Annotated in this window: 13 protein-coding genes and 1 pseudogene; 13 read left to right on the plus strand and 1 reads right to left on the minus strand. The window is 43.9% G+C overall.

Annotation, left to right across the window (positions count from 1 at the left end; genetic code table 11):
• Positions 1–5 precede the first annotated feature (5 nt).
• The 13 genes and pseudogenes from BSZ31_RS02725 to BSZ31_RS17740 form a co-directional block, all read left to right on the plus strand.
• Complete coding sequence (locus BSZ31_RS02725; protein WP_105027442.1) at positions 6–1,154, plus strand: LegC family aminotransferase; 1,149 nt, start codon at positions 6–8, stop codon at positions 1,152–1,154.
• Positions 1,154–1,792 carry a hypothetical protein gene (locus BSZ31_RS02730; protein ID WP_105027443.1) on the plus strand — a complete coding sequence of 213 codons (639 nt, stop codon included), beginning with the start codon at positions 1,154–1,156 and terminating at the stop codon, positions 1,790–1,792. The genes BSZ31_RS02725 and BSZ31_RS02730 overlap by 1 nt, the downstream gene beginning before the upstream one ends.
• Positions 1,789–2,790 (plus strand): N-acetylneuraminate synthase, encoded by a 1,002-nt coding sequence (gene neuB / locus BSZ31_RS02735; protein WP_105027444.1) that lies wholly within the window; start codon positions 1,789–1,791, stop codon positions 2,788–2,790. The genes BSZ31_RS02730 and neuB overlap by 4 nt, the downstream gene beginning before the upstream one ends.
• Positions 2,787–3,968 carry a UDP-N-acetylglucosamine 2-epimerase gene (gene neuC, locus BSZ31_RS02740; protein WP_105027445.1) on the plus strand — a complete coding sequence of 394 codons (1,182 nt, stop codon included), beginning with the start codon at positions 2,787–2,789 and terminating at the stop codon, positions 3,966–3,968. The genes neuB and neuC overlap by 4 nt, the downstream gene beginning before the upstream one ends.
• Positions 3,965–5,023, plus strand: coding sequence for a nucleotidyltransferase family protein (locus tag BSZ31_RS02745; RefSeq protein WP_105027446.1), 1,059 nt, complete (start codon positions 3,965–3,967; stop codon positions 5,021–5,023). The genes neuC and BSZ31_RS02745 overlap by 4 nt, the downstream gene beginning before the upstream one ends.
• On the plus strand, positions 5,020–5,709 hold the full coding sequence (locus BSZ31_RS02750) for a cytidylyltransferase domain-containing protein (RefSeq protein ID WP_105027447.1): 690 nt from the start codon (positions 5,020–5,022) through the stop codon (positions 5,707–5,709). The genes BSZ31_RS02745 and BSZ31_RS02750 overlap by 4 nt, the downstream gene beginning before the upstream one ends.
• 379 nt (positions 5,710–6,088) lie before the next feature.
• Positions 6,089–6,529 (plus strand): serine O-acetyltransferase, encoded by a 441-nt coding sequence (locus tag BSZ31_RS17735; RefSeq protein WP_369907279.1) that lies wholly within the window; start codon positions 6,089–6,091, stop codon positions 6,527–6,529.
• Between the two features lie 3 nt (positions 6,530–6,532).
• Positions 6,533–7,816, plus strand: a complete 1,284-nt coding sequence (locus tag BSZ31_RS02760) for a lipopolysaccharide biosynthesis protein (protein ID WP_105027449.1) — start codon at positions 6,533–6,535, stop codon at positions 7,814–7,816.
• Positions 7,817–7,835: 19 nt separating this feature from the next.
• A complete protein-coding gene (locus BSZ31_RS02765) occupies positions 7,836–9,299 on the plus strand; it encodes a hypothetical protein (protein WP_105027450.1) in 1,464 nt (487 codons plus the stop codon).
• A gap of 643 nt (positions 9,300–9,942) precedes the next feature.
• Positions 9,943–10,887, plus strand: coding sequence for an EpsG family protein (locus tag BSZ31_RS02770; protein WP_168426821.1), 945 nt, complete (start codon positions 9,943–9,945; stop codon positions 10,885–10,887).
• A 15-nt stretch (positions 10,888–10,902) separates the two neighbouring features.
• Positions 10,903–11,910 carry an acyltransferase family protein gene (locus tag BSZ31_RS02775; RefSeq protein ID WP_105027452.1) on the plus strand — a complete coding sequence of 336 codons (1,008 nt, stop codon included), beginning with the start codon at positions 10,903–10,905 and terminating at the stop codon, positions 11,908–11,910.
• A gap of 114 nt (positions 11,911–12,024) precedes the next feature.
• Positions 12,025–13,170: a glycosyltransferase gene (locus BSZ31_RS02780; protein WP_105027453.1), complete on the plus strand. Its 1,146-nt coding sequence runs from the start codon at positions 12,025–12,027 to the stop codon at positions 13,168–13,170.
• A gap of 292 nt (positions 13,171–13,462) precedes the next feature.
• Positions 13,463–13,543, plus strand: a pseudogene (locus tag BSZ31_RS17740) (hypothetical protein); the annotation flags it as partial.
• An 87-nt stretch (positions 13,544–13,630) separates the two neighbouring features.
• Here BSZ31_RS17740 and BSZ31_RS02790 read toward each other — a convergent pair.
• A complete protein-coding gene (locus tag BSZ31_RS02790) occupies positions 13,631–14,443 on the minus strand; it encodes a glycosyltransferase (RefSeq protein ID WP_105027454.1) in 813 nt (270 codons plus the stop codon).
• Positions 14,444–14,748: the final 305 nt, after the last annotated feature.

Genomic DNA, 14,748 nt, shown 5'->3' on the forward strand with positions numbered 1-14,748 from the left:
ACACCATGTTTTCTCAGTTAGTGGAATTCATCCGCGCCAAGTACGAAACCAAGGAATTTATTCCGTTACATGCTCCGGTGTTTAATGGTCGGGAAGAAGAGTATGTGGTGGATACCATTCGTTCCACATTTGTTTCTAGCGTAGGCGCTTACGTTGACCGCTTTGAAAGTGATATGGCCAAGTACACAGGCGCCGAAAAGGCTACAGCTGTGGTCAACGGAACCGCAGCACTTCATACCGCGCTAATCTTGGCTGGTGTGCAACAAAACGATCTTGTACTTACCCAATCACTCACGTTTGTAGCCACCTGTAACGCAATCAGATATTGCGGTGCCGAGCCCGTGTTTCTCGATGTAGACCTTGACACCATGGGCTTAAGTCCGTTGGCCACAAGCCAATGGCTTGCAGACAACGCCCACCTTGATTCAGATGGTACTTGCAGATTGAAAGGAAGTCATCAAGCCATTCGCGCCTGCCTGCCAATGCACACATTTGGGCACCCGGTAAAACTTGATGAACTTATCGAAGTATGTAAGCAGTGGAATATTCACTTGATTGAAGACGCCGCTGAATCGTTGGGTAGCCTTTATAAAAGTAAACACACTGGTACTTTTGGTCTACTGGGAACGTTGAGTTTTAACGGGAACAAAGTAATGACCACCGGAGGAGGTGGCATGGTGCTAAGCAATGCTGAGCTTGGATTCAAAGCCAAGCATCTAACTACCACTGCAAAACGCGCTCATCCTTACGAGTTTTTTCATGATGAAGTAGCCTTTAATTACCGCATGCCCAATTTAAATGCGGCGTTGGGTTGCGCGCAGCTTGAAATGCTGAATACGTTCGTACAAGCCAAGCGAAAGCTTGCACAACAATACAAAAGCTTTTTGCAGCACAGCGAACTCAAGTTTTTTCAAGAGCCCAACGATTGCAAATCTAACTACTGGTTAAATGCCGTGATTTGTGAAGATAGAGCGCAGCGCGATGCGTTGCTGAAGGCTACAAATGAATGCGGGGTGATGACGCGCCCGATTTGGACATTAATGAACAAGCTTCCGATGTATCAGACCTGCAGATCAGATGGCCTCAATAATGCTAATTGGCTAGAGGCACGTGTCGTAAATCTGCCCAGCAGCGTAATTCAGGAGTTAGCTTAATGAGCAAAAGGATTGGAATCTTCGGCACGTCTGGCTTCGCTAGAGAAACTGCAGATATAGCCTACGACCAAGGCTTGAGCCCAGTTTATATTGCCCAAGACATATGTGATCTGGAATTGAACGCGAATATCGGAGAAATAATTCTCGAGACTGATCTTTACAAGTATAGAGACATGACTTACACAATTGGAATTGGAGAAAACTCTGTTCGAAAAAAACTAGCCTCGAAATATATGAGCTCCCTCAAGTTTGTAAACCTAATACACTCTAGCGCAACCTTTGGTCTCGGGCAGCGAGAGAGACTGGTTGACAGACAAGGCCTAATCATTTGTGCAGGCTCACGGTTTACCAACAACATTTGTATTGGGAATTTCAGCATCTTCAACCTGAACTGTACCGTAGGCCATGACACGATAATTGAAGATTACGTCAATATTGCCCCTGGGGCATGCATATCAGGCAATGTGCAAATTAAAAACTTGTCGTGGATTGGTACCGGGGCATCAATAAACCAAGGTGAAATTGATGAAAAACTCTGTATTGGCCCAAACACAATTATTGGCTCAGGCTCTGTGGTTGTAAAGACTTGTGAACCCGATGCGGTTTATGTTGGAATTCCTGCCAAGAGGATTAAATGAGAACACTAATAATCGCTGAAGCTGGAGTTAATCATAATGGGCAAATCGAACTAGCAAAACGGTTAATAGCCGAAGCTGCTCTTGCAGGAGCGGACCTCGTTAAATTTCAAAGTTTCATCACATCCAAAAGTATCTCGTTAAAAGCACCAAAAGCTGAATACCAAAAAGCCACGACTGCTGAGCGTGAAAGTCAATATGAAATGGTTAAAAAGCTTGAGCTTACGCGGGCTGATCACGAAATACTGATAGAAGAATGTCGTCGCTACAAAATTGGCTTTTTCTCAACCGCCTTCGATGAAGAAAGCTTTAATATGCTTCGAGAGCTGGGCATTGACCAAGTCAAGATACCTTCGGGAGAACTAACTAACCTTCCCCTCATTCGCTATATGACCCAATTTGGAATGCCAGTAATTTTATCGACTGGCATGGCCAATCTGGGTGAAATTGAAGCGACTATAGAAGCCATTGAAAAGGCTGGGACACCGAGATCAAGAATTACCGTACTTCATTGCAACACCGAATACCCTACCCCAATGGCTGACGTAAACCTACGCGCAATGGTTAATATGAAACGGGCCCTTGGTGTTGAAGTTGGGTACTCCGACCACACTCACGGCATCGAAATACCGATCGCTGCAGTTGCATTGGGAGCGCGAATCATCGAAAAACATTTCACGCTTGACCGTAACCTACCCGGCCCAGACCACAAAGCTAGCCTAGAACCCCATCAACTGAAGGCGATGATCGAGGGGATCAGGAATATAGAAGTTGCTTTAGGAGATGGAATAAAGCGCCCAAGCACCAGTGAATTTAAGAACAAACCTATTGCACGCAAATCTATTGTTGCCGCAAAAGAAATTAAAGCTGGCGACCTACTTACCGAAGACAATCTGGCAGTGAAACGGCCAGGTACTGGCATTAGCCCAATGCAATGGGACCTGGTGATCGGGAGAACAGCCAAGCGCAACTTTGGCATTGATGAGTTAATAGATCTATGACGCGAAAAGTATGCGTAGTAACAGGAACACGTGCCGAATTTGGTCTGTTGCGCTACCTTATGAATGATATTCAAAACGCACCCGGCCTTCAACTACAAACAATTGCAACTGGCATGCACCTGTCACCCGAATTCGGGCTTACCTATCGAGAAATAGAGGAGGCCGGTTTTCAGATAGACGCGAAAGTAGAAATGCTGCTAAGTGCCGACACCGCGGCTGCCATAACAAAGTCCATGGGCTTGGGTTTGATCGGTCTTGCCGATGCTTACGAACGACTTACACCCGACATAATAGTATTACTGGGTGATCGCTTCGAAATTTTTTCGGCTGCGGCTGCTGCTTTAATCGCCAGAATTCCGATTGCACATCTTCACGGCGGCGAGACAACTGAAGGTGCATTTGACGAAGCCATTCGCCATTCGATTACAAAAATGTCGCACCTTCACTTCGTGGCTGCCGAGGAATACCGGCGACGTGTTATTCAGCTCGGTGAATCTCCGGACAGGGTATTTAATGTTGGCGGGTTAGGGATTGACGCAATTAAACGCATCACATTGTTGAGCAAAGAGGAACTAGAAGCGAGTCTGGATTTCAAATTTCAAGCCCGCAACCTGCTAATTACCTTTCATCCGGCGACTCTTGACTCTGGTAGTTCAGCTCAACAAATGCAGGAACTGCTTAACGTACTGCACGAACTAAAAGACACTGGCTTGATTTTCACAATGCCCAACGCCGACACAGGCGGGCGCGAACTAGCCCAGATGGTCGACGACTTTGTATCTGTTCACTCTAATTCGCGAGTGTATTCATCGCTTGGACAACTCCGCTACTTGTCTTGCATGAAATATGTTGACGGGGTGGTTGGCAATTCATCGAGTGGCTTGGCAGAGGCCCCCAGCATGGGAATAGGTACAGTCAACATAGGGGACAGGCAGAAAGGAAGATTAGCAGCTTCGAGCGTTATCCATTGTGAACCCATCAGAACGAAGATCACTGATGCTGTCATTACGCTGTATAGCCCCGCCTTTAAGGAAAATCTTAGAAATACATTAAATCCTTACGGGCAAGGTGGAGCAATTCAAAAGATCATCGAGGTGCTTGATAAACATCCTCTGGAGAAGTTGATGAAAAAACATTTCCATAATCTACCGTACGAAAAAGATCAGAGTCCACAATGAATACCCACGAAATAAAAGCTTGGCGACATGCGCTACTTACCAACTCCGCAACGCTTCAAGAAGCTATCAGCAACCTTGACAAGGTTGCCATCAAAATAGTGCTTGTCGTCGATGGCAACGGTAGGTTGGAAGGTACTATTTCCGATGGAGATATTCGCCGTGGGCTACTACGAGGGCTAGACATGAGCAGCCCTATCACCACGGTCATCCACAGAAATCCCTTTGTCGTGCCGCCAGATATGGCGCGCGAAACCATCATTCAGTTAATGGTGGCGAACAAGATCCAACAGATTCCAGTGGTGGACGAAAACCGGCAGGTCACTGGATTACATCTTTGGGATCAGATCACCACTCAGCAGGCAAGACCCAACGTCATGGTAATTATGGCTGGCGGCAAGGGGACAAGGCTACGCCCCCATACAGAACATTGTCCGAAACCAATGCTTCCAGTAGGTAATAAACCTATGCTTGAACATATCATCGAGCGAGCCATGGCCAATGGATTCAGCCATTTCATTCTCGCTATTCACTACCTCGGCCACATGGTCGAAGACTATTTCGGTGACGGCGCAAAGATGAACGCACGTATCGAGTACATCCGAGAAAATTCACCTTTAGGAACCGCTGGAGCGCTTGGTCTTTTGACTCAACCACCAGAAGCGCCCTTTATTGTGACGAACGGCGACGTACTTACAGACATCAACTACGGAGAACTACTGGACTTTCACATCCGCCATCAGGCGGCAGCGACTATGGCAGTACGAACGCACGAATGGCAGCATCCTTTTGGGGTGGTACAAACTCAAGGGTTAGATATCATTGGCTTCGAAGAAAAGCCAATTGCGCGTACCCACATTAATGCTGGTATTTACGTACTATCACCTGAATCTTTGAATGTTCTTAACAGCAATGAGAGCTGTGATATGCCCACTCTGTTTGAACGATTGCAGGCCAGTAAGCAGCGGACTGTGGCATATCCAATGCACGAGCCTTGGCTAGATGTTGGGCGCCCTAGTGACTACGAAACCGCGCAACGCACGGGCAGCACCACATGAAACTATTAGCGCTTATTCCTGCCAGGGGCGGCTCCAAACGCATCCCAAACAAGAACATTCGGGAGTTGGGAGGTAAACCACTGATTACCTGGACCATTGACTCTGTGCGCGGCTTGCCTGAACTGGTAGATATTCTGGTGTCAACTGACAGCCCCGCCATTGCCGAGGCTGCCGTTGCAGCCGGTGCACTCGTGCCGTGGCTTAGGCCTGCTGAATTGGCAACCGACACAGCAACATCAATCGCAGTGTGCATGCACGCCCTAAACTGGTACGAGAAAGAGAAAGGCCCCATCGACGGGCTGCTGCTATTGCAGCCCACATCGCCCTTCCGCACCACCGCCAGCGTACGTAGCGCGATCGAGTTGTTCCAGAAGCACCCTCAAAGATCCATTGTGTCATTCTCGCCCGCCGAGTCGCATCCAATGTGGAGTTTCTATTTGGAAGATAACAATGTTCGACCATTCATGGAAAATACCAAAGAACAAACCAGATCACAGGATCTCACCCCAGCTTATGTACTGAATGGGGCCATATACCTAACCAGTCCAAATTACCTAAGACAACGGGAAAACTTTATCGGAAGCGATACTGTTCCATTAATAATTGAGAACCCAAAAGAAAATCTCGATATAGACACAGAGTGGGACTGGACACTAGCGGAGCACACACTTTCACAACAGAGATGACCATGTGACCGAGATGCGATTAACTTTTTTAAGATTAACAATTAGGCTCTAGAAAAAAATCCAATAATTACAAAACTCAACAAGCGGTCACATTTTCATAAAACAAACTTAGAATCTTTAAAACAAATTACAACACGAAGCCAAAGAACAAAAGAACGATGCATCAACCAAAACCTCAGTAAATATATCAATATGTAAGTCGTCTTGAAAATTTTTCGACTGAGTAGACTAACTAACTTATGCCAAAATTTGATTTTCTAGTAGTTTTTAGAAGGTGGGGCGTACAGCCACTTTTATGAGTTCATTTTCGCAAATGTTAAACTTTATGATGGAGGATATTCGCGTCACTCGCACGCGTCCCATCAAAGTCTGGTTCAATATGCCCTTGCGCGCTGTATTGGCCTATCGCTTTTACAGTCATATTTATCATGCTTGGTCACCTGTGTTGGCTTATATTCTACACAACCGCGCCAGATGCAAATACGGTGTTGATATTTACCCGCAGGCGCGAATAGGTCCGGGATTGTGCCTGGTACATCTTGGCGCTATTGTAGTTGGACCAGGCAGCGTGCTGGGCGATCGCGTCACCTTACAGTCCTGCGTAACTTTAGGACAAAAAGACCAGAATAGCGGTGAACCGACCCTAGGTTCGCATGTGTATGTTGGCACAGGAGCAAAGTTACTAGGTAACATCCACGTAGGGTCGGGGGCGGTAATTGGTGCGAATGCAGTGGTGCTCCACGATGTCCCGGACCAGCATATTGCGGTTGGAATTCCCGCCCGCTGTTTCCCCCGACAGCTAGAACCCGCAGAGCTATAGCGCATGTCCGGACGCTTGTTCAATCTCGGTTTGCGCATCGCATCGCTAGGCAGCAGATTTCTATTGGCTGTTTTGTTGGCAAAATCTATGCGGGTAGAAGACTTCGGTTTTTATGGTCTATTTGCCGCCGCGCTCACTTATCTAGTTTATGTAGTAGGACTCGATTTTTACACATACAACGTGCGAGATCTGGTCACAAGGCCTATGTCCACTTGGCGCCCACTGTTACGGGACCAGTGCTTAATTTATTCCATGACCTTCGCCCTCGTGTCGGCATGCGCTTTCTCATTTTGGGTAGCTGGTGTAATAAGCGGCAAGACTTTAATTTGGCTATTGCTGCTACTGGCTAGCGAACATATGGCACAGGAGCTAAACCGCCTTCTGATTATTTCAGGAAAAGTACTGCAATCCAGCATTGCGCTATTTATTCGTAGCGGGCTCTGGGTGCTGATATTAGCGGTATTGTGGATGACTAATCCAAATACCCCATTGCAGTTGTATCAGGTCTTTAGTCTTTGGTTATGCAGTAGCATTCTGGCCATCGTATTGTCACTATGGTGCATGCGTTCATTCTTGACCGATGACAATATAAATGTGCCAGTAGACTGGGTACGCTTGCGCACAGGTATACGAGTTTCCGCTATCTTTTTCGTCGGAACGTTAATGCTCAAGCTTTCTTCGTCAGCTGACCGTTTCTTAGTTGAGTATTTCGTCGACTTATCTGCCGTGGGCCCATATGTTTTATACGCCGGTTTAGCTGGGGCCATTGTTGCATTGGTTGATGCCGCTGTCGTGGTCTACGACTATCCCGGCCTAATTCGAGCTTGGCAGGCAGGCGACGAACAGCAATTCCAATCCTTGTACCGGGCTTTTTTACGCCGAGTAATGCTTTATGCTTTAGCTATTGCGACGGTGCTCGCGGTGTCATTAAATCCAGTGCTTGATTTTATCGACAAACAAGAGGTGCTTGAGGCCTGGCCACTGGCGATACCGCTAATTCTGGCTAATGTTCTATTGGCATTAGCCAACGTACCTCATTACGCACTGTATGCAGCGGGACAAGACCGCACCATCCTTACCGCGACAATTATCAGTACGACTGTTTTCCTACTTGCCGCCATAATGATGGGTCCGATGTTAGGGACTACTGCAATAGCTTGGTCATTTTTTCTCAGCTCCCTTGCAGTATTGCTTAGTAAAGCCACGCTATGGCGGAACATTCGGCGCAAGCATACCTGGACGATTACATCACTTCAATTTAACCAACTTTCCCATACGACTACCTAAACAAAATACGCCGGAAACAATGCAAAAGAAAAGAGTAGCAATTTTTGACTATTGGGCTTACTACAGCCCCCATCTTGAGGTGATGGCAGCCATTGCGCAACGCGAAGTGAGTGCGGGAGCTGACGTGCAATATTACGCCTGTGATGGCAGTCTGCTTGCCTGCGAGGTTGACCCTTGGGGAACTAAAATCGCATGCGTCAATTGTCGTAAGCGAATGGCCTGGGCAGCTAACACAATTGCACTAGAAAGGACCGCTGTGTCCTTACCTCCTTCCGGAGACTACAAGATTGAGAGTTCTCAATTGCAGTCACTTCAGACCTATCGCTACCGAGATGTTAACGTCGGCATGGGATGCGCCTCGTCTTATATTAGTCGCACGCGAGATCAAGAGATTACCCTTAATAGAGTCACCACTCCGCTACTCAAGAACCAACTCATTTCTTCAAAAATGATTGTTGATGCCTTAAATAATATATTCGATCAAAAAGCACCAGATACCGTATACCTTTTTAATGGTCGGGGTTTCATCAATCGCGCCATAATAGGTGTTTGTGATGCCCGCCAAATTCCTTACATTACTGTAGAGGTTGGCGCCAATGACGAACGCGTAGAAGAATACACCGCGTCACTTCCACATTCAATTTCAGCACGCACTCGCATGATGCAAAAATTGTGGCACTCAGCAGACACAAATGAAAAGTTTAGCGTTGCTTACTCGTTTTATGAACGCAAGCGCGCCGGTGATGTAACTAACGATCAATCATATGTTGCTCAACAGTCAAAAGGGCTTTTACCAAATTTGCCGCACGATAAGCCTGTTGTCGCAATCTTTAATTCCTCTGACGATGAGATTAAATCGATCGGTGACGAATGGAGTTTTAGCGCAGCTATTAATCAATACGAGGTTGTAGAGGCATTGCTGAAAGAAACTGCGAATCAAAGTGTATTTTTCATCATTCGTATGCATCCCAATTTGGCATCAGTGAGTGCCCCTTGGGTAAAAAACTGGGAGCGTATCAAAGATTACAACAATTGCCTTTATATCGAAGCGACATCACCGATCAGCAGCTACGAAGTACTGGATGTCGCTGATAAAGTATTGGTCTTTGGTTCGACAATTGGCGCCGAGGCAGTTGCTGCGGGGAAGCCCGTCATTCTTTATGGTAATTCGTACTATGAGCATTTGAATATTTGCTACCGCGCTACCGACCTTAAATGTCTAGTCGAGCTGTGTGGGCGGTCGCTCACACCGCTGGATCCAGAACCAGCACTAATGTACGCATATTTCCTGCTTCGTTCAGGGGTAGCACTTAAGGGTTTTACCGGAAACAAACAAGAGCAGGACTACCGCTTACTCGGCCACACAGTGCCGATTAGTCAGAACAGAGGCTGGCGAACAAAAGGAAGCCTGTTGTACGCCATGAACTGGTTAGGAAATCGATTAACTGAATGGCGAATCCGCAGATCGCTAAATCAAATGTAAATCTATTTGGTAAATAAACAGCTCAAAATGAAAATAACAGTATGAAATACTTAAAATTAGTAGCCACATCACACCATAAGTGGCAGGTCGAGCTGCGGAACGTTTATTTAAACAACAAGATTTAATAAGTTTATTACTAACAAGTAAAATTTTAAATTTCATCCAGAATCAACCGGTATAACTGGGTAAGAGATATTTGCTCAAGATTTAGAATTCAAAAAAATAAAATTTATAACCACTCTATAAAGACATTACAACTCATTCCCAACATCGAGACTGATTCAGCTGGAGTGAGCACAGAACCAAAACAAACAAACAAACAAACAATAACTACATCGAAAAATAATTAGAAAGAGCATTAAATATCTGATTGAGGTCAATTTTTTATCAAATATCTGTCAGTAATCTTAGCGATCACCCAAAGCGCTCACAAAAACGCTATTTTTTTATGCGTCTGCTTTAATCATTTTTTTAGGAATAGAACAGCAAGTTTTGTCAACTTATAGAATTACCCCTACATTTCTGCTAATCTCCTACTTAATCGCTGCAGTTTAAGGGCAACATGATTATTTATATTATTTTTTTTTTCCTACTTGCAATCCCCACTGTTGCGTTAACCCGCAGTCGCAGAGCTGCGTGGTACATGGCATTTCTAATCTTTCTGATTTCCGCTTTACGCTATAACGTAGGATGGGACTACGAAACCTATTTCGAGTGGGCGTTTAATGGCCTCAATTCATACATGGAAATGAGCATGGAGCCACTGTCAAAAGGGATGCTTGACATAGCGCTGTATAGTGGCGAACCACAAACATTTTTTGTGATGAGTTCGGCTGTAGTAGTTGGACTATTTTCTTACAGCTATATTAGGTGCAGCCCTTTACCGACATTAAGTATCTTAGGATTCTTCTGCCTACCACTACTTTTCCTCGTATCTCTAGCGATAGTTCGGCAAAGCATGGCAGCAGCCGTAGTTTTTTTTGCGTTAACAGTACTTGAAAAACGCCATATATCTGCATTAGTTCTACTTCTTCTAGCGGGATTACTGCACTATTCTGCATGGATTGCTTTACTCTTCTGGCCATTCCTTAGATGGTTTGAGCGCCCAGTCTCGACTACGTGGTACGTCGCAGCCATGGCGATTGGTCCAATGATCTCCACAATACTTGTGGGAATTATTGAACCATATTTACTCTTGTATTCAGGGCATCTTGAAAAAGATGGAACTTCGGGGTTACAGCTAATCCTACTCTACTACTTATTCGCTTTTTTAATACTTTATCTACGACACTGCTGTGCAACACTTCCGACACGTCAGCTTAATTTTTTTATGCTCGGTGTAGTTATGTTAGGTACAGGCGGAGTTATAAACGAAGTTGTCGGTCGTCTAGCGTATTATTTCTTACCTTTCGCAGCTCTATTACTCCCAGCCTGCATAGCGAAAATAAAACCTCATATATATGTTCGTTTATTAACATTAAGTACATTGGGAATTCTGCTAATCATGCAGATTTATATAGCTGGTCAGAACCCAGAAAAGGATCCCTATAGACCATATCAACTCTACCCTGGTTGGATTAGTTTATGAGCTTTCAAAGAAAAAATGCTAGACATTAAGCGCAATCTAATAATAGACACTACCAAGGCTTATGGAATAGTTCTCGTTGTAATCGGGCACGCACCTGGTATACCGGAATTATTAATATCATTAATTTACAGCTTTCACATGCCGCTGTTTTTCTTTATTTCCGGCTACCTACTAAGCAGCAATAGATTACGACTAGAATCGTGGAATGGTTGGCTCTGGCGTAGCGGCAAGACCCTGTTCTTGCCATGGCTCGTCTTTTATGTGCTCTCATGGGGTTATCAGCTAATGGCGTCCATAGTTCGTCAAGACTCACTAAAAGGCTTGCTGGACATGACACCTATAAGAGGGTTTATCTCGGGGACCAGTGAAAGCATGACAGTAAATCTGGTGCTTTGGTTTTTCCCCGCTTTGCTTCTAACGAGTGCTTCGTTTCGTCTTCTTTATCGAGCTATTGGAACGAAAGGTACATTAATAATTACAACTCTTCTAGCGTTAATATGGTTATATGGTAGTTCCATACTGAAATCTCGTTGGCTTTGGTCAGCAGATTGCGTGCCGATTGCTTTATTTTTCTATAGCTGGGGATTTACAATAGCAAGGTATGGAGATCGGATAGTGCTGCTTTTCAAACAGCATACACATCCTCTTTGGGGCGGAGCTTGGCTAAGCGGTCTTTTTTTCTTAGTTATGTTGAATGGTAGAGTCGACCTTAATGGGTTGAGTTGGGGGGAGCACCCACTGCTGTATTTACCAACAGCATTCTGGGGAATAGGAGGCTTATTGTGGCTAGCAACTCAAACGACACGATTCAACTATACAAATTGGTTATCGCAAAATAGTTTGATAATCTTTCCGCTACATCCACTACTTTTTGGAGGAATTACCGGATTTGGCATGAAGATTTTAAATTTGCCCACAGATTTTCAATACACCAATCCGGCAATCGGAATGATATATGTTATTTTAGCTCTGATGTTAGCCTATCCAGCTGCAAGTCTTCTGCGGCCACTTTTGATACGTTGACGCGCTCAAACCTTGATAAAAAAATTTTAAGTGATTAAATCTTAATATTTTTTAATTTCTTCTTTAATATATCACTCGAGCGTCTCGATCTAAACATTAAGATAATTTTATATTATGACTTCCAATATTTCATCCTTTCAAAATCAACCACCTGAGCGATTAAACTTGCAAGTTTTGTTTTTAACTACAGTAAGTTTTTCCGAGCACACGGGAGGTATTACATACTCACGAGCTATTCGTGATAATTTGACAAGTATTTGTACGGTTACAATGGCAACATTATCAGAACTTCAGCGAAACTCATCTCGCCTCGTTCGCTGGCGCCATGCATTACTCAAAACGCTACTCACCGGAATCCCTCCAAATGTTCTCTTTCATTCCGGAAATTTGACTGTTGCAGGCATGAACCTTATCGCTAAAAACTGGGATCTTATAATTATTGACCATCTAGAAAGTGCATACGCCTGTCGCTCCAGTAATTCACCTGTTGTTTACATATCGCACAACAGAGAGTCGACATTGATTTCCCAAAAGATTCCGAATGCACCAAGCTGGATTCAAAAAATATTAACAGCATGGATAGATCACTACGAAAAGAAAACTGTAAAAACAGTTAATGCCGTTATTACAATATCAAGTGACGAAGCTAATTGGTATAGATTATTCAATTCACTTGTAATCATATTGCCTCCTACCTTTAATTCAACAGTCACACCAGTTAAACCAAGAAAAGATGGCCGTCTACGGATTGGGTTTTTAGGGGGTAGTAAATGGAAACCAAACCGTGACGCGATGGAACTTTTATTGTTACATATACTGCCGCTTTCCCAGCGCCCAATCGAATTAGTAATTGCCGGTAGTGATTGGAGCATGCCATTGCTCCAATCACAACTTCAAAAATCCATTGGAGATGACCGAGTAGCGTTACGCTATATGGGGTACATTGATGATATAAATAAATTTTGGACAGATGTTGATGTTTTCGCCGCACCAATTGCCAACGGTGCCGGCGTTAACGTTAAGGTATGCGAAGCACTTTCAAACGCACGCCCAGTTATCGCCTATCCGCACGCCATGCGAGGACTGAAAGGTATCGATCAAAGCTTCGTATTTCTTGCTTCGAATCCAATCGAATTCGCACAAGCACTGGACTCTTTTGACTTCGCAGCAATCACAAATAATCCACCTCATGAATTTACGCCGTCGTATGCCAAAAGCAAATTATCAGATCTGCTTCAAACAATTATTAGTAGATTTTGAACATGCCGCGGTAGTCCGCCATCCTTTTTCAGTAATTCATCCCGTCCGCAACACTTCAAGTTTTTCAGAAGCTTGATCTGTTAACGATCTCCCTGAAATTGCCCCCTAAATGACAGTACCAGAGGTCTTTCTTAAACTTGGAATTTGGAACACATCTATGTTTACGACCATGAGTTCAGATGGCAAGTCCGAACGGGTCGAAGTGATTGCGGGTGTCCAGCGCCGTCGGCGCTTGACACCCTCCAAGAAGTTGGCTTTGGTTCAGGAAACATACTAAGCTAGTAAAACGGTTTCCTTTGTAGCCCGCGAAGCGGACATCACTGCAAGCCAGTTATTCCAATGGCGCAAAGAATATACCGAGTCGGCCCTGTAATACTGGGGCAAGTCCACTCCCTATTTCACAGTGGTTATCGGCTCGATTTAAATTAGTTGCAACATTTAAGAAATTAGGTTAGACCGACTATTTAGGTTTGCTTCTCCAACGGTAAACTATTTCAAAAACACTTGGTGGCAGCAATCTTATACTCGCTGAAATCAATGCAATGCATAAGTAAAAAGGCCTTTGGTAAAAAGGAAGAAGCTTTAACGAAAGATATTTAACCAAAAAATCACTTTTTGAATAATTAAATCCAACTCTTTTGAGAATCGAATTCTTATCTTGTCTGTATTTTACAAGGGAACTACTTATGTTTCCAAGTCGATAGCCATGAAGTAAGGCTCTTACCCAGAGATCATAATCCTCGGAAACACTCAGTGCAGTATTATATTTCAATTCTTTAAATAACCTAGCTTTTCCGAATGCTGACGGATTATGCATGGGACATCTTATCGCAGCCATCTTTCTTATGTCTGCATGACGATAAGGAACTCGACGTATACCTGTTACATCACCATTTGAATTAATTATCGATAAATCGCTACTGACAAGATCAAGATCATTGTCAATTAAAAAATTCAATTGCTGCCTGAGTCTACAAGGCATGGATATGTCATCGGAATCCATAATGGCGATATAGAACCCACGAGCAGCATCAATCCCGGCGTTCCTTGCTGTAGATGGCCCTGCATTTTTCAGAAGGTTTATTGTGATGGTATTATCTGGCAGGGACTCTAAGTACTCTTTTCTTATAGAATCCACTGGACCATCACAAACAATTAAAAGCTCGAATTCAACATATTTTTGACTTAGTATACTTTGAATGGCGATCTTCAAATGATCCAGCCTGTCGCCCTGATATGTTGCCATGACAACAGATATAAGTTTATTACTCATCTAATAATGCCAAAACCCCAAAAAATATACTCTTGTATTTTTTTTGAATATTTATTCACCAAATAATTACACAAAATCTAAGTTCAAAAATCGGAAGAAAACTTCTTCATAAAAATCCAAGCTGCAAGTTATTTAAAAAAATAACGATCAAATATCTAAAAATATCATTTAATAGATTTACTCTAGAGCCATGTAAACACTCAGTCGCCAACTATCATTAACAAAAGATGACCTTACATCTATAACTTTCAAAATAACACTATATTACAAATCCACAAGATCTCATTCGGCTAAAAATTCATTCA

The organism is Limnobacter sp. SAORIC-690, assembly GCF_002954425.1.
In the GTDB taxonomy this organism is placed as follows: domain Bacteria; phylum Pseudomonadota; class Gammaproteobacteria; order Burkholderiales; family Burkholderiaceae_B; genus Limnobacter; species Limnobacter profundi.